Source organism: Streptomyces sp. NPDC127038, assembly GCF_042725875.1.
Taxonomy (GTDB): domain Bacteria; phylum Actinomycetota; class Actinomycetes; order Streptomycetales; family Streptomycetaceae; genus Streptomyces.
The window spans coordinates 149,313-165,916 of sequence record NZ_JBHXDQ010000003.1 but is presented as its reverse complement, the minus strand read 5'-3'; the positions used below and the strand labels follow the sequence as shown (position 1 = coordinate 165,916).

The window sequence follows — 16,604 nt, the reverse complement described above, 5'->3', positions numbered from 1 at the left end:
CAGGAGAAGAGGCGGGGTCGTCATGACCGATACCAGGGCCGAACGCGTCGCGAGGCTCATCGAGCCGCTGCGGGTGAAACCGGGCTCACGGGTGAACCTGGCCGAGGACTTCGACCCCCGCTACAAGGGGGGCCTGAAGAAGAAGCAGGGAGTGGAGCTGCTGCGCACGGGCGTGCAGCTGCTCGCCGAGTACCAGGAACGGCTGGCGGCCCAGGACACGTACGGCGTACTGCTGTGTCTCCAGGCGCTCGACGCCGGGGGCAAGGACGGCACGATCCGGCACGTCATGAGCGGGGTGAACCCCCAGGGCGTCAAGGTCAGCAGTTTCAAGCAGCCGTCCACCGAGGAGCTCGACCACGACTACCTGTGGCGGTACGCGGCGCGGCTGCCCGCCCGCGGCGACATCGCGATCTTCAACCGTTCGCACTACGAGGAGGTGCTCGTCGTCCGGGTGCACCGGGAGGTCCTCGACCGGCAGCGGCTCCCCTCGGACGTGCGCGGGCCGGACGTCTGGGACCGCCGCTACCGGGCGATCAACGACTGGGAGCGCTATCTGACCGACAACGGGTTCAAGGTCGTCAAGATCTTCCTGAACCTGTCCAAGGAGGAGCAGCGCACCCGGTTCATGAAGCGGCTGGACCTGCCCGAGCGCAACTGGAAGTTCTCCGCGGCCGACGTCCGCGAGCGCCGGCGGTGGGACGAGTACCAGGAGGCGTTCTCCGAGATGCTCTCGCGGACCAGTACGCCGTGGGCGCCCTGGTACGTCGTGCCGGCGGACCGGAAGTGGTTCGCGCGCATCTCCACCGCGGCGGTCCTGGCCCACACGCTGATGGACATCGATCCCGCCTACCCGGTGGTCGGCAAGGAGGCGCGCAAGGAACTCCGTGCGGCGAGGCGGGAGTTGGAGGCCGACGCTCCGAAGGGCGCGCCGGCCGATCCGTACGCGGCCGCTCACCCGGTCAAACGCAAGCGGAAGTAGGTCCCTGCCGCCGCCCGGGACACCGGCGGCGTACCGGATCCAGATCGGAGAGCTGAGATGGCGATGCAGTCGAGCGGCCCGAAGGCTCCGGAGCGCGCCGCTCCGGAGCTCTGGTATGCGCGTGACCCCCAGGACGTCGCCTCGGCCTTCGGTGTCGACCCGGCGTCCGGGCTCACCGCGGCCCGGGTCGCCGAACTGCTGGCCGAGAACGGGCCGAACGCGCTGCCCGAGGAGAAGGCGAAGCCGGCCTGGCGGCGGTTCACCGAGCAGTACCGCAGCTACATGCAGATCGTCCTCGTGGTGGCGGCGGTCGTCTCGCTGGCGATCGCGGAGTGGAGCACGGCGATCATCCTCATCCTGCTGACCCTGCTGAACGCGGTCGTGGGCCTGCGGCAGGAGGGGAAGGCGGAGAGCGCGATGAACGCGCTCCAGTCGATGCTGACGGCGACGGCCCGGGTGAGGCGGGACGGCGGCGAGTCGGAGATCCCCGCGGAGCTGGTGGTCGTGGGCGACGTCCTGCACATCTCCGCCGGGGACCAGGTTCCGGCGGACGGGCGGATCATCGAGGCGCACGCGCTCCAGATCGACGAGTCGGCCCTCACCGGCGAGAGCGTTCCCGCGTCGAAGGACGCCGCGACCCTGCCCAAGGTGGTGCTGGGGCCGGGCGACCAGTCGAACATGGCGTTCATGCACACCCCGGTCACCCACGGCAGCGGTCTCGTGATCGTCACCGGGACCGGTGAGGGCACCGAGCTCGGCAAGATCTCGGAGATGCTGTCGGCGACCGAGGCGGAGGAGGCGCCGCTCACCAGGGAACTCGACACGCTGACGCTGTGGATCACCGCCGCGGCCGGTCTGACGATGATCGTGATGTTCGCGCTGGGGCGCAGCCGCGACCAGGCGTGGGACGCCCTGTTCGTCAGCGCCGTCTCGCTTGCCATCGCCGCCATCCCCGAGGCGCTGCCCACGGTGACCCAGGCGATCCTGTCGGTGGGCAGTCTCAATCTGGCGAAGCGCAACGCGATCGTGAAGGAGCTGCCGTCCGTCGAGACGCTGGCGTTCACGTCGGCGATCAACTCGGACAAGACCGGCACCCTGACGATGAACCAGATGACGGCGGTGGAGGTGGTGACGCCCGCCGACCGGTACACCGTCTCGGGCACGGGCTACGGGCTCGAAGGACGGATCCACCACGCCGCGGGCTCCGCCGCGGGCATCGAGGACGCGATCCTCCCCTACCTCGTCGCCAACGACGGCAAGCTGGTGGACGGCGAGGTGGTGGGCGACCCCACCGAGGGCGCGTTCCTGGTGCTGGCCCACAAGGCGGGCCTGGACATCGAGGCCACCCGGGAGCGGCTGCCCCGGCTCGCCACGCTGCCCTTCGACCCGACGTACAAGCTGATGGCAACCTTCAACTCCGCCGTGGACGCCGCCGGGCGGCCGGTGGTGCGCTGCTTCGTCAAGGGCGCGGCCCCGGCGGTGCAGGCGCGGGTGACGACCGCGCTGTCGGGTGACACGACCGTTCCGTGGGACGCGGAGCTCAGCAGGCGGGCCGACGAACAGGGCGAGCGCATGGGCGGCGAGGGGCGCCGGGTGATGGCGGCGGCCACCAGGGACCTGGACCCGGCGGAGTTCGATCCGGGCGGCGATCTGCTCGGCTATGTGACCGGGCTGCGGATGACGAGTCTGGTCGGGATGGTCGACCCGCCGCGCGAGGAGTCGAAGGCGGCGGTGGCCAGCGCCCAGGCGGCCCACATCCGGGTCCGCATGGTGACCGGGGACGACGTGACCACGGGGGCGGCCATCGCCCGGCAGCTGGGGATCCCGGGCGAGGCCATGCTCGGCGCCGACTTCGCCGCGCTGCCGGAGAGCGAGCGGCTGGCGCGCATCGACGGCATCGGTGTGGTCGGGCGGGTCGCGCCCGAGCACAAGGTGCTGCTGGCGGACACCCTCAAGAAGAAGGGCGCCGTGGTCGCGATGACCGGCGACGGCGTCAACGACGCCCCCGCGATCAAGGCCGCCGACATCGGCATCGCCATGGGCAGCGGTACGGACGTGGCGAAGAACGCGGCCCGGATGATCCTGTCCGACGACAACTTCACGACGATCGTCTACGCGGTGGAGCAGGGCCGAAAGCTCTACGACAACCTCACCAAGTACATCCGGTTCGTGCTGCTGTTGCTGGTCACGTTCGTGCTGACCTTCCTCGGGGCGACGATCTTCAACATCGCGGCCGGCGAGCCGTTCACCCCGCCGCAGGTGCTGTGGATCCACTTCGTGGTCAACGCCTCGTTCGGCTTCGCGCTCGGCTTCGACCAGGAGAGCCCGGGGCTGATGCGGCGCAGGCCGCGGCCCCGCGGGGAGTCGGTGCTGACCCGGCCGGTGATGGTGACCGTCGGTCTCAGCGGTCTGGCGATCACGCTGATCCTGCTCGGGCTGATCAAGCTCGGCGAGTCCCGCTACGACAGCGTCCACATCGGCAGCTCGATCGCGTTCACCGCGTTCGCCCTCTGCCTGATCGTGGCCGCGTTCGAATGCCGCAGCGAGACGGACTCAGTGCTGACGGCGAGCACGTTCGACAGCAAGCAGATGAACTGGACGGCGCTCGCCCAGTTCGTCCTCGCGGTGGCGGTGACGCAGCTGGACGGGTTCCGCCGCATCCTCGGCACCACCGAGATCGACGCACGGCAGTTCGGCTGGGCCCTGCTGTCCGCCGTGGCGTTCCTGGTCGTGTGGGAGGTGGGTAAGCTCCTGGCCCGCAGAGCCCGGCCCACCGACTGACCGCGCGGGCCCTGACCATGAGCCCGCCGGCACGATCCGAAGGAACGGCCCGTGTCGAAGCACCACGGCACCCCGGGCGGAGGGTGGCGCGTCCCCGTACCGGCGCTGCCCGGGCTCCCGGTGCTCAGGCACTACCGCAGGAGCTGGCTGCGCGGCGACCTGCTGGCCGGGGTGACGGTGGCGGCCTATCTGGTGCCGCAGGTCATGGCGTACGCCAGTGTGGCCGGGCTGCCGCCGGTCGTGGGTCTGTGGGCGATCCTGCCCGCCATCGTGCTCTACGCCCTCCTGGGCTCCTCGCGACTGCTGTCGGTGGGGCCCGAGTCCACGACGGCACTGATGACCGCGACGGTCGTGGGACCGCTCGCGGACGGTGATCCGCAGCGGTACGCGGTGCTGGCCTCGGCGCTCGCGGTCGCCGTCGGGCTGATGTGCGTGCTGGCGTGGGCGGCCCGGCTGGGTTTCGTGGCCGACCTGCTGTCGCGGCCCGTGCTGATCGGCTATCTGGCGGGCGTGGCCCTGATCATGATGGTGGATCAGCTCACGAAGCTCACCGGGGTGCCGACGGACGGGTCGGAGTTCTTCCCGAAGCTGTTCTCCTTCCTCGGGAACCTCGATCAGATCCATCCCGCCACGGTGGCCTTCAGCGCCGCGGCCCTGGTCGTCCTGTACCTGGCCACGCGCTTCCGCTGGCGGGTCCCCGGGCCGCTGCTCGTCCTGGTCGCCGGTACGGCCGTGGTCGCGGCCTTCGGTCTCCAGGACCACGGCATCGCGGTGATCGGGGAGATCCCGGCCGGACTCCCCCGCCCCGACGTCCCCCCGCTCGACACGCTGCCCCAGCTGCTGCTGCCCGCGGTCGGTGTCCTGCTCGTGGGCTACACGGACTTCATCCTCACGGCGCGCGCCTTCACCACCGACGACGGTACGACGATGGACGCGAACCAGGAGCTGCTGGCCCTGGGCGCCGCGAACCTGGGCGCGGGCGTCCTCCAGGGGTTCCCGGTGAGCAGCAGCGCCAGCCGCACCGCCCTCGCGCAGTCCACCGGCGCGCGCACCCAGGCGTACGGGCTCACGGCCGGGGTCTCCGTGCTGGCCGTCCTGCTGTTCCTGAGTCCCCTGCTGACGGACACGCCCTCGGCCGTCCTCGGCGCGCTGGTCGTCTACGCGGCGATCCGGATGATCGACCTGGCCGGGTTCCGGCGGCTGGCCTCCTTCCGGCTGCGCGAACTCCTGCTGGCCCTCGGCTGTCTCGTCGGCGTCCTCGCGCTCGACATCCTCTACGGGGTGCTGGTGGCCGTGGGTCTGTCGGTCGCCGAGCTGCTGAGCCGGGTGGCGCGCCCGCACGACGCGGTCCAGGGTCTGGTGCCCGGCCTCGCGGGCATGCACGACGTCGACGACTTCCCGGACGCCCGGGTGATCCCCGGGCTGCTGGTCTACCGCTACGACTCCCCGCTGTTCTTCGCCAACGCGGAGGACTTCCGGCGCAGCGCCCTCGACGCGGTGGCCGAACAGGAGGTCCCCGTCAGGTGGTTCGTCCTGAACGCGGAGGCCAACGTCGAGGTGGACATCACCGCCCTCGACTCGCTCGACCAGCTGCGCCGTGAACTGGGCGAGCGCGGCATCGAGTTCGCGATGGCCCGGGTCAAGCAGGATCTGCGCGACGATCTGGACGCCTACGGGCTGAGCGCGTCGGTGGGAGAGGACCGGATCTTCCCGACGCTGCCCACGGCGGTCGCCGCGTACCGCTCCTGGTGCGGCGCCGAGGACGGCTGACCCTCAGGGGATCCGAGGCGCGGCTGACCCTCAGGGGATCTCCTGCTCCGCCCAGATGATCTTTCCCTCCGCCGTGTAGCGGGCGCCCCAGCGGTGGGCGAGCTGGGCCACCAGGAACAGGCCCCGGCCGCCCTCGTCGGTGCTGCGGGCGTGTCTGAGGCGTGGGGCGGTGCTGCTGGCGTCGGAGACCTCGCAGGTCAGCCGGGTGTCGCAGAGCAGCCGCAGCCGGATGGGCGGTACGGCGTAACGGATCGCGTTGGTGACCAGTTCGCTGACGATGAGCTCGGTGGTCATGGTCAGTTCCCCCAGTCCCCACGCCTCCACGGCGCCGGTGGCACGGGCCCGCAGCTCGGAGACGGCGGCCGGGTCGACGGGCACCTCCCAGGAGACGACGTGCTCGTCGCCCAGGCTGTGGGTGCGTGCCAGCAGCAGGGCGATGTCGTCGGGCTGGGGAACGGGCACGAGCTGCCGTACGGCGTCGGCGCACAGCGCTTCGAGATCGGGGTCGGGCCGGGCCAGTAGCTCCCCCAGCTGTGCCATGCCGAGCTCCATGTCGTAGTGCGCCCCCGCCACGAGCCCGTCCGTGTAGAGGCCGACGAGGCTGTTCTCGGCGAGTTCGACCTCCCGGCTCTCGAAGGCCATCCCGCCGAGGCCGAGGGGAGGCCCGGCGGGCAGTTCCGGATAGGAGACCTGTCCGTCGGGGGCGACGACCACGGGGGGCGGATGTCCGGCCCTGGCCATGGTGCAGCGCCTGGTGACCGGGTCGTAGACGGCGTAGAGGCAGGTCGCGCCGAGGAAGGAGGCGGTGGTGCTGCGGGCCGCCTCCTGGTCCGTGGTGCTGCGTGCCGTCTCGCGGTCCGTGCCGTTCCCGTCGGCCCGCCGTTCCTGGGTGCGCTCCTCGCTGAGCCGCAGCACGAGGTCGTCGAGGTGGGCCAGCAGTTCGTCGGGGGGCAGCTCCATGTCGGCGAGGGTCTGCACCGCGGTGCGCAGCCGGCCCATGGTGGCCGCCGCCGTGATGCCGTGGCCGACCACGTCTCCGACGACCAGGCCCACCCGGGCCCCGGACAGCGGGATGACGTCGAACCAGTCGCCGCCGACCCCGCCGCTGGGGTCCGCGGGCAGATACGAGGAGGCGACCTCCAGCGCGGTGCCGCCCGACAGCGCCTGGGGCAGCAGGCTGCGCTGGAGGGTGACCGCCGCCGTGTGTTCGCGGGTGTAGCGGCGGGCGTTGTCGACGCACAGGGCCGCGCGGGCCACCACCTCGCGGGCGAGCAGGACGTCGTCGGGCTGGAAGGAGACCGGGTTGAGCGAGCGGAGGAACGTGGTGAGTCCGAGGGCGGTGTTGCGGGCCCGCATCGGCACGGAGATGAGCGAGTGGAGCCCGTAGCGGCGGATGCTGGCCGCTCGCGCGGGTTCCTCGGCGATCCACAGGTCGTCGTCCGGGTCGAGGACCGGGATGAGGACCGGTTCGCCGCTGGTGAGCAGGTGCACGTCGTGCGGCGGCGGGAGGAAGTCGGCCCGGTCGCCGATGCGGGCCACGGCCTCCGGGCAGCCCTCCCGTACGGAGCTCATTCCCGCGCGCCGCATCACCGGCTTCGCGGGGGCGGGGCCCGCGTCCGAGAGCCAGGCCCCGTGGCCCTCGGTGCTGAGGACGGATTCCAGGAGGTCGACGATGACGAAGTCGGCGAAGCGCGGCACGGCGAAGTCGGCGATCTCCTGCGCGGTGCGCATGACGTCGAGGGTCCCGCCGATGGTGGTCCCGGCCTCGTTGACCAGCGACAGGAGCTGCCGGGCGTTCCAGCGCTCGGTGACGTCCAGGACCATGTAGCACACGCCGGTGTAGGCGTTGTCGACGCCGAGCAGTGGGAAGAAGGAGGACGAGTAGGCGTGCCGACGGTGGGGGTCGGCCCAGCTCCAGCCCAGGTACTCGTAGTCGATGATCGGTTCGCCGGTCGCCAGGACCTTGCGCATCAGGCCCTCGATGGTCTCCGCCTGGAGCCCGGGCAGCAGTTCGGTCAGCCGGCGTCCGAGCCGCTGGTCGCGGGGCACTCCGCCGAGGTGTTCCAGGGTGTCGTTCATCCAGACGTAGCGCAGCTGGAGGTCGAGCACCGCCATGCCCACCGGCGAACGGGTCAGGAAGCCGTCGAGGAAGGACGGGCCCACCGTCCACTGCCGTACGCGGTCGCGGGCCGAGACGAGGAAGCACTCGCTCCCGCCCATGCCGAAGGAGGCGGAGACGCGCAGGTCCACGTCGACGCGCCGGCCGTCGCGGCGCCGCAGGGGGATCTGACCGCTCCAGCCCATGCCGCGGCGGCAGCGCTCGGCGACCGCCGCGACCCGTGAGGGGTCCCTGGGCAGGGCGAGGAGCCGGGCGGCCGAGGAGCCGACCATCTCGGCGGCCGAATGGCCGAGGAGCGCTTCGGCGCCCCTGGTCCAGCCCATCACCACCCCGGCGGCGGACACCACGGCCGCCGCGTCGGTGGACGCGTCGAGACCGCCCGGTCCTTCGGACACGGGCGCGTCGGAACCTTCCTGAGCAGAAACCATGTGGCTCTCATCCTCTACAGGACCATGTTCCTGCTTGTCCGCCCGATGTGCAGACCCGGCGGACGATCACCGCCGCGGGACGGCGGCGCGCGCCCGCCCACCCGGCGGGCCTGAACATGCCAAAGCGGGTCCCTGAGTGGGCAAGCCCGTGGGCAGGGCGCAGCATGGAAGGGCCGGGGCCGACACACAGGTGCCGCGGCGGCCACGGAGCCCGGCACACCGCGCCGGCCGGTGGAGGAGGGCCAGGGATGACAGCCGAGTCCACGCAGTTCGAGGATGCGGAGAGCCGCGAGCCCGAGGCGACCCGGCCGACCGGCCTGCTGGACGTCCTGCGCGTGGGGGCGCTGGTCCTCGACTCCGACGGCCGCATCGTGTTCTGGACCCCGCAGGCGCAGGAGCTGATCGGCTACACGGCGGAGGAGGCCCTCGGCAAGTACGCGGCGCGACTGATCATCCATCCGGAGAACCTCCAGGCCGTCTCCGAGCTGTTCGCCGACGTCCTGGAGACGGGCCGCAGTTGGGCGGGCGCGTTCCCCATCCGGCACAAGGACGGCAGCACCCGGCTCATGGAGTTCCGCAACATGCGGCTCCTGGACGACCGCGGTGACGTCTACGCGCTGGGCATCGCGGCCGACCACACCCTGCTCCAGCGGGTCGAGACCGATCTGGCCCTGTGCGAGCAGCTGATCAACCAGTCACCCATCGGGCTGGCCCTGATGGACCCGGACCTGTGCTACCTCATGGTCAACCCGGCGCTGGAGCGGATAGACGGTATTCCCGCCGAGGACCATGTCGGCCGGCATCTGCGCGAGACGCTGCCCTTTCCCGACGTGGACACCGTCGAGTCGGCGCTGCGGCAGGTGCTCACCACCGGCACCCCGCTGCTCGACCAGTACCACGTGGGCCGTCCGCCGGTCGATCCCGACCACGAGCACGCCTGGTCCCTGTCCTTCTACCGGCTGGAGGACCCGGGCGGACGGGTGCTGGGAGCGGCCGTCTCGGTCGTCGACGTCACCGAACGCCATCGCGCGGCGGCCGAGGCCGACCGGGCGCGGCGCCGGCTGGCGCTCGTCGCGAGTGCCTCGACCCGGGTGGGCACCACCCTGGAGGTGGAGCAGACCGCGCGCGAGCTGGCCGACATCGCCGCACCCGAACTGGCCGACGTGGTCGCGGTGGACGTCCTCGACTCGGTCCTGGCCTGCCGGCCCCGGCGCAGACCGGACAACGGACCGGAGTTCTTCCGGGCCCTCGCCCTGAAGGCCTCGCACCCGACCGTGGCGCTGCGCGCCGCCGACCCTCCCGGCGATCTGGCCACGTACGACGGCGACCGGCTGGTGACCCTGTGCGTCCACACCGGCCGGCCGGTCCTGGTCAAGCACGTCGGCGAACGCGATCTGCCGCGGATCGCCCGGGACGCCGAGGGCACGGCCCTGCTGGCGCAGGCCGGCGTCCACTCGTACCTCGCGGTGCCGCTGATCGCGCACGGCGAGGTGCTCGGTGCGCTCGACCTCAAGCGCACCCGCAATCCGCTCCCCTTCGACGAGGACGACGTGGTGCTCGCCGGTGAGCTGGCCACCCGTGCCGCCGTGGCCATCGACAACGCCCGCTGGTTCCAGAGCGTGCGCAACACCGCGGTCACGCTCCAGCGCAGCCTGCTGCCCGAGCGGCCCCCGCACCTGACCGGCCTGGAGGTCGCGTCCCGCTATCAGCCGGCCCAGTCCACCAGCGAGGTCGGCGGCGACTGGTACGACATGATCCCGCTGGCCGGTGACCGGACGGCGCTGGTGGTGGGCGACGTCATGGGCAACGGCATCGACGCCGCCGCCACCATGGGCCGGCTGCGCACGGCGACCTGCGCCTACGCCGACCTGGATCTCGACCCCGGCGAGGTGCTGCACCACCTGGACAAGATCACATGCGACCTGGAGCACTACATCGTCACCTGTCTCTACGCCGTGTACGACCCCCACACCAAGCGCTGCCGCATCGCCAACGCGGGACACATGCCGCCCGCGCTGGCCCGGCCCGGCTCCGCCGCCACCCTGCTGGACCTGCCCTCGGGCGCCCCCCTCGGCATCGGCGGCGTCCCCTTCGAGACCACCACGTTCGAGGTGAACACCGGTGACCTGCTCGTCCTCTACACGGACGGTCTCGTGGAGACCCGGCTGCATCCCATCGACGACCGGCTGAACGTGCTCCTCGGGTACCTCGACGAGCCGGACCGGCCGCTGGAGGAGATCTGCGACCTGCTCCTGTACGGTCTGCGCAACCCCGACGACCACGACGACGTCGCCCTGCTCGTCGCCCGCGCGACGTAGCCCCAACGCCTCATCGCCGCACCGCTTCTACGTGTCCTTCTTCTTCCGGTCCTTGTCCTTCGCGTCCTTCGCGTCCTTCGACCGCCGCCGGGAGGAGACCTGTTCGCGGGTGGTGCGCCAGCGCGACCGGGCCTGTTCGACGACGCTGTCCCACTCGCGGCGGACCTCGTCGTCCGAGGGCCGGTCGCCCACGCGGATCCGGTCGAGTTCGTCACGCATCTCGCGTCCGAGGGCCGCCGCCGAGACGATCACGAACATCGCGGCGAACAGCGCCGAGATCATCGCGAAGACGGCGCCGATCGCCCCGTAGCGCCCGGCGTAGGAGTTGAACAGGCGCGGCAGGTAGACGGACGCGCCCACCGAGTAGAGGGCGGTCAGCACGGCGGCCGTGACGCCGAAGGGCAGCAGGTCGCGCCAGGAGATCCGCTTCGCGGACAGCAGCCATCCGGTCCAGACCAGGAAGGCGACACTCACCGGGATCTCGCACGCCGAGGCCACCACCCCGAACTTGCTCGCCCCGAGGACCGCGTGGAGCCACCCGGTGACGACCGCGTAGCCGCCGAGCCCGAGGATCCACCACAGCCCGTTCCTGGTGTTGCGGACGCTCAGCGGGGCCAGTTCCCACGTCTGCTCGAACAGCCGCTGCGAGGCGCGCGCGAAGCTCAGCACGGAGATGACCAGGAACAGGCTCCCGAACACGCCAACGCTCGCGCCGGCGCTCTCGGCCGGGTCCAGGAGCGACTTGACCGCGTCGGCGCCCTGCCCGGTGAGACCGTAGCGCTGGACGATCCGGTCGGCGGCGTCGTAGTCCGAGAAGCTGCTCAGCAGGGCACCGATGAGGATCGTGAGCGGGATGAGCGCGGTGAGGGCGCTGGACGCGAGGGCCATCGAGCGGTCGAAGCCCACGAGCTTCTGGAACCGGTTGAGGACGCGCAGCGCGAACGCGGGACGCAGCCAGAACGTCAGCGTCCTGACGACGCGCTCGCGATTGATCCCCGCCGTCGTGTCCTCCGCAACCTCGGGCCCGGTATGGCGCTGCGAGCGTAACGGACGGCCCCGCCGACCGGGCCGGACGACACGGCCAGCTGCCGGGTCCCGCCCGCGCGGCGCTCAGCCGTCCTCGCCCAGCGCGACCTCCGCCCAGATCGTCTTCCCCCGGTTCTCCGGCCGGGTCCCCCAGCGCCTGCTGACCTGCCAGGTGAGATAGAGGCCCCGGCCGCCCTCGTCGACCTCCTCGGCGTGCCGGAGGTGCGGCACGGTGCTGCTGTCGTCCGTCACCTCGCACACGAGGACCCGGCCGTCGAGGATGAGCCGGACCTCGATGGGGCCGTCCGAGTAGCGGACCGCGTTGGTGACGAGTTCGCTGACCACGAGGGTGACGGTGAAGGCCTGCTGTTCCAGGCCCCAGGCCGTCAGGGCGCGCTCGGTGCGGGCGCGGGCCTCGGAGACGGACGCCGGGTGGTTGGGCAGCGTCCACGAGGCGACCTGGCCGGGCCCCAGGGCGCGGGTGCGCGCCAGCAGCAGGACGGCGTCGTTGTCCGGCTCCTCGGGGGCCAGTTTGTAGAGCACCTCGTCGCAGATCTCCTGGAGCGGCCGGTGCGTCGGCCGCAACGCGTCGCCGGCCCGGTCCAGTTGTTCCTGCGGATCGTCGGACACGGCACGCAGCAGCGCGCTGTTGGACAGCAGCAGGACGCTGCCCTCGGGGACCTCGAACTCGGCGGAGTCGTACTTCGCCAGGCCCCGGCCCAGGGGCGGTCCGGTGGGGGTCACGGCGTACTCGACGGTGCCGTCGGGCAGGGCGAGCACCGGGGGCGGATGCCCGGCGGCGGCGACGGAGCACCGGCGGGTGACGGGGCTGTAGACGAGGTAGAGGCACGTGGTGTCCCGGCGTTCGTCGTCCGCCGGTGCGTCCGGGGGCGGGGGACGCTCTCCGTGCAGCCTGGTCACCAGGTCGTGCAGCCGCTCCAGGAGTTCCTCGGGTGCCAGGTCGAGGACGGCCAGCGCGCTGATCGCGGCCCGTACCTCGCCCATGGTGGCGGCGGCCTCCAGGCCGGTGCCCGCGGTGTCGCCCGCCACCAGGGCCACCCGCGCCCCGGACAACGGGATCACGTCGAACCAGTCGCCGCCCGCGCCGAGCGGGCAGTAGCTGTGGGCGGTCTCCACGGCGCCGTGTCCGAGGACCCGGGCCGGCCGCAGACTGAGCTGGAGGATCCGGGCGGCCGAGCGCTCCCTGGCGTACAGGCGGGCGTTGTCCAGGCACAGGGCCGCGCGGTCGGCGAGTTCGGCGGCCAGCGCGAGCTCGCCCCCGTCGAAGGGGTACGCGGTGCGGTTCCGGTAGCAGTGGGCCACCCCGATCACCGATCCGCGGGCGACGAGCGGCAGCACGAGCAGCGAGTGGGCGCCGGCCTCGGTCAGACGACGCCCGCGCACCGGTTCCCGCGCGAGCCAGTCCGCCTCCGCGCCCAGCCGCTCCAGGAGGCGGGGACCGAGGTCGGAGAGGCACTGCGCGAAGGGGGTCGCGGCGGCGAGGCCGACCGCCTCGCCGATGGAGGGCAGGTACCGCTCGGCCTCGTGGTCGGCGGAGCGGCGGCCGGTGCACCGCAGGGCCCCGTACTCCAGGACGGTGCCAGGTTCGCCGACGTCGCCGCGCAGGACGGAGTCCAGGACCTCGACCACCACCGTGTCGGCCAGCGCGGGAACCATCTCGTCGGCGAACTCCTGGGCCGTACGGAAGATGTCGAGCGTCGTGCCGATGCGCCCGCCCGCCCGTTCCAGCAGCGCCAGGCGCTCGGCCGCGCGGGTCCGCTCCGTGATGTCCACGACCGCCGTCGCGAGGCCCATGACGCCCCCGGCGGAGTCCTCCAGGCGGAAGCAGGAGAGCGACAGCACGAGCTCGGGCTGGTCGGGCCTCAGATGGCCGCGCACCTCCACGTCCAGCGCGGCCACGCCCGTGTCCAGCACCTGGAGCAGGATCGCCTCGTAGGGGCCGGAGTAGAAGTCACCGGCCCACTCCCGGGGATGGCGCCCCAGGGCCTGGTCCAGGGCGAACGCCCTGACGTAACGGGCGGCGGTGTTGAAGCGCACCAGGCGCAGCCGTGTGTCGAAGACGTGCAGCCCGACGGTCGACTCGGAGAAGAGCGCTCCGAGCACGGCCTTGTCCAGTTCCGGGTCCGGTCGGTCACGTCCGCCCAGCGATGAAACCATGACACTTCCGTATACCGTTAACCACCTGAACATTCTGGTTTGTCAGAGTTCCACCATATTCGCTCAGCGCCGACGCGCGACCGGAGCCCCTCGCGCCCCGCCCGGACGGCGGGGGGGCGAGGGGCTCCGGGGGCTCTAGAAGGGCGACAGGGTCAGGCGCATCGCCGTGGGGGCGGTGTCCTGGATGAAGGACGCGAAGTCGGCGACGTCGTCGAAGGCGAAGCCGTAGGCCTTGCCGTCCACGGTGGCCGCGTGAACGGCCTTGGAGTAGTGGTTGGTGAGCGCGGTCCGGTAGAAGTCCGCCGCCTTGGTGGTCGGCTGTGCCGGGTTGCTGAGCAGGGTGGAGCGGTTGAACCCGGCGCCGAGCACGGCGGCCACCGGTCCCGTGGTGCCGTCGTTGGGCGCGGCGAGGTTGCCGTCGCAGAAGAGGACGTCCCGGGTGGAGGGCTTGGCGAACGACACGGAGGCGGGCCCGGTGAAGGTGAAGCGGTCCCCGCGCACCCGGCCGGTGAACGTGCCCGCGTTGGTTTTGACGGTCAGGTTCTTGCCGGTGTACGTGCTCCACACCTGGTCGATGTACGGGGCGAGGTAGTCCTTGGCGAACAGGCCCGCGTCCAGACCGTGGCCCGGGGCCATGATGCGGAGGTTGTCGACCACGAGGGGCGCGAAGTCCGCGTTCCGCTTGATCGCGGCGAACGCGGCGGCCCGACCGCCGGCCCGGACGGCGCCGGTGGTCTGCTGCTTGGCCCCGGTCAGCCGGATGTTCATGGGCACGCTGAACATGTCGACCATGGTGGTGTTGCAGAACATGCCGGAGGCGTTGAAGGTGAACTCGGCGCAGTCGTGGAGCACCCGGAAGCTGGGGTCGGACTTGACCCAGCCGGCCGGGAACTGGAGGGCCGCGTTGCCGTTGCCGTCCTTGACGGCCTTGAACTTCAGTTTCGCGCCCAGCGACACATAGATGCGGCCCGACATGAAGGGGAGGCTGATCTTCGTCTCGCCGCTCTTGGCCAGCGTGAGCGCGTAGTCGGTGAACCCGTCCGCGCCGTTGTCCGACAGGGCGACCGGCACGAGCCTGCCGTCCTGGGTGACGCGGACCTGCTTCCCGTTCTGGTTGCCGACGATGTACACGTGCACCGACGCGTTGGAGAACGAACCGCTGTTGTTGACGATCGTCAGCGGGAGCGAGCCCGCGGCGGCCTTGGTGGTGGCGCGCGTCTGCCCGGCCATGGCGTACGGCGCTATCGCCGCGACGGCGGGTGCGGCGACGGCCGCGCCGCCGAGGGCGAACAGCGTCTTGCGACGGGTCAGGTTCCGCTGGTGACGGGGCGTCATATGAGGTGTGCTCCTTGGTGCTCGCGCCTCGGGGAGGCGGCGGGGGAAGTGCGGGGCCGGCCGCCGGGGGAAGCGGCCGGATTCACGCGATGGGGTACGGATGCCCTGCGGGGCTGGGCGGGTTGGCGGCTCGTCAGCCGAGGGTCCACTTCTGGTTGGCCGTTCCGGAGCAGGTCCAGATCTGGAGCCGGGTGCCGTCCGCCGACGAGTTGTCCTTCGCGTCGAGGCACTTGCCCGAGCCGGAGTTCGTCAGCGCTCCGGCGGAGTCGAGGTTCCACTGCTGCGCCTTCGTGCCGTTGCAGCCGTAGAGCTGGACCGCGGCGCCGTTCTCGGTCGACGCGGCACGTACGTCGAGGCACTTGCCCAAGGCCCGTACGGTGCCGTCGGTGCCGACGGTCCACTTCTGGGCGTCGGCCCCGTTGCAGTTGTGGAGCTGGATCGGCGTCTCGTCGGCGCTGGAGGCACCGGCCACGTCCACGCACATGCCGCCGATGCCCTTGATGGCCCCGGTGGTGCCGGTCCCGGTGGTGGGCTTGCCGCTGTCCGCGGCGGTGACCCGGACGTAGTCGACGGTCATGGTCTGCGGGAAGGAGGTGGCGGAATTCGGGCTGCCGGGCCAGTCACCGCCCACCGCGAAGTTCAGGATGATGAAGAACGGGTGGTCGTAGACCCACTTGTTGCCGTTCACGTCGGCCGGCGTGCGGGTCTCGTAGGCCTGCCCGTCCACGGACCAGGTGATGGCGTTGGGGCTCCAGTCGACGGCGAAGACGTGGAAGTCGTCGGCGAAGGCCTTGCCGTTGGGCAGGGTGTACGCGGCGCCGATGCCGCCGGCGCCGGAGTAGCCGGGGCCGTGGATGGTGCCGTGCACGGTGCCGGGTTCGTTGCCGACGTTCTCCATGGCGTCGATCTCGCCGCTGTTGGGCCAGCCCACGCTGCCCAGGTTGTCGCCCAGCATCCAGAACGCGGGCCACACGCCCTGCCCGCGCGGCACCTTGATACGGGCCTCGAAGTGGCCGTACGCCTGGGTGAAGCTCTGCGCGGTGTTGAGCCGGGCCGAGGTGTACTGGCAGGTGCCGTTCCAGCACTGGAGGCCGCTGTCGCCGTTCTTGCGGGCGGTGATGACCAGGTGGCCGTTCCCGTCGAGGGCGGCGTTGTCGGTGCTCTTCGTGTAGTACTGGAGCTCGTGGTTGCCGTTGCCCGAACCACCGGTCTCCAGCGTCCACTTGGCGGAGTTCGGCGCGCTCCCGGCGGCTCCGTCGAACTCGTCGGACCAGGTCTGCGTGACCGAGGCGGCGTGGGCCCGGTTCGCGGCGGGACCCGTGGTGGTGAACAGGACACCACCGGCGACACCCGTGGCGAGCAGGAACGCGAGCCCTCCGAGGGACCAACGGCGTGCGCGATGAACAGCCATGACTGAACACCCCTTGTCTGTGCGGCTGTGGGGAGTGTGGACCCGTGCGGAGCCCCGTCCGCCGTGCGGTCGAACGAGCGGGTGAGCGAGGAGGGCGACAGCGTGAGAGCGCTCTCCGGAAGCGATGGGCGGCACCGGTGAGCCCCGATGCTACGCACGGGTCGTTGAGAGGCCAACTGCCACCGGCGTCCGCCAAATCGCCCTGACCTGCGGTTACTTATGGCGGCCGACCGCACCCATGGTTGCTTAAGACGCGTTT

At 71.5% G+C, this 16,604-nt stretch carries 9 protein-coding genes; 4 read left to right on the top strand and 5 right to left on the bottom strand.

The genetic code is table 11. The features are described from left to right. Nucleotides 1–22: 22 nt before the first annotated feature. The 3 genes from ACFWI4_RS03525 (at nucleotide 23) to ACFWI4_RS03515 (ending at nucleotide 5,530) form a co-directional block, all read left to right on the top strand. The gene (locus tag ACFWI4_RS03525; protein ID WP_387190464.1) at nucleotides 23–979 is read left to right on the top strand and encodes a polyphosphate kinase 2 family protein; all 957 of its coding nucleotides are present in this window, start codon (nucleotides 23–25) and stop codon (nucleotides 977–979) included. 63 nt (nucleotides 980–1,042) lie between these two features. Next, a complete protein-coding gene (locus ACFWI4_RS03520; protein WP_387190736.1) occupies nucleotides 1,043–3,760 on the top strand; it encodes a cation-translocating P-type ATPase in 2,718 nt (905 codons plus the stop codon). Between the two features lie 51 nt (nucleotides 3,761–3,811). Further along, a complete protein-coding gene (locus ACFWI4_RS03515; protein ID WP_387190461.1) occupies nucleotides 3,812–5,530 on the top strand; it encodes a SulP family inorganic anion transporter in 1,719 nt (572 codons plus the stop codon). 30 nt (nucleotides 5,531–5,560) lie between these two features. Here the strand turns inward: ACFWI4_RS03515 and ACFWI4_RS03510 are convergent, their stop codons facing one another. Beyond that, a complete protein-coding gene (locus ACFWI4_RS03510) occupies nucleotides 5,561–8,077 on the bottom strand; it encodes a SpoIIE family protein phosphatase (RefSeq protein ID WP_387190458.1) in 2,517 nt (838 codons plus the stop codon). Between the two features lie 248 nt (nucleotides 8,078–8,325). Here ACFWI4_RS03510 and ACFWI4_RS03505 point away from each other — a divergent pair, with 248 nt between their 5' ends. After that, the gene (locus tag ACFWI4_RS03505) at nucleotides 8,326–10,395 is read left to right on the top strand and encodes a SpoIIE family protein phosphatase (protein ID WP_387190455.1); all 2,070 of its coding nucleotides are present in this window, start codon (nucleotides 8,326–8,328) and stop codon (nucleotides 10,393–10,395) included. A 27-nt stretch (nucleotides 10,396–10,422) separates the two neighbouring features. On the opposite strand, the gene ACFWI4_RS03500 is transcribed toward ACFWI4_RS03505, so the two are convergent. The 4 genes from ACFWI4_RS03500 to ACFWI4_RS03485 form a co-directional block, all read right to left on the bottom strand. Then, the gene (locus ACFWI4_RS03500) at nucleotides 10,423–11,301 is read right to left on the bottom strand and encodes a YhjD/YihY/BrkB family envelope integrity protein (RefSeq protein WP_387190452.1); all 879 of its coding nucleotides are present in this window, start codon (nucleotides 11,299–11,301) and stop codon (nucleotides 10,423–10,425) included. Nucleotides 11,302–11,505: 204 nt separating this feature from the next. Further along, complete coding sequence (locus tag ACFWI4_RS03495; protein ID WP_387190449.1) at nucleotides 11,506–13,599, bottom strand: SpoIIE family protein phosphatase; 2,094 nt, start codon at nucleotides 13,597–13,599, stop codon at nucleotides 11,506–11,508. Nucleotides 13,600–13,734: 135 nt separating this feature from the next. After that, nucleotides 13,735–14,934 carry a beta-1,3-glucanase family protein gene (locus ACFWI4_RS03490; protein WP_387190446.1) on the bottom strand — a complete coding sequence of 400 codons (1,200 nt, stop codon included), beginning with the start codon at nucleotides 14,932–14,934 and terminating at the stop codon, nucleotides 13,735–13,737. 133 nt (nucleotides 14,935–15,067) lie between these two features. Then, nucleotides 15,068–16,345 carry a family 16 glycosylhydrolase gene (locus tag ACFWI4_RS03485; protein ID WP_387190443.1) on the bottom strand — a complete coding sequence of 426 codons (1,278 nt, stop codon included), beginning with the start codon at nucleotides 16,343–16,345 and terminating at the stop codon, nucleotides 15,068–15,070. Between the last annotated feature and the right edge of the window lie 259 nt (nucleotides 16,346–16,604).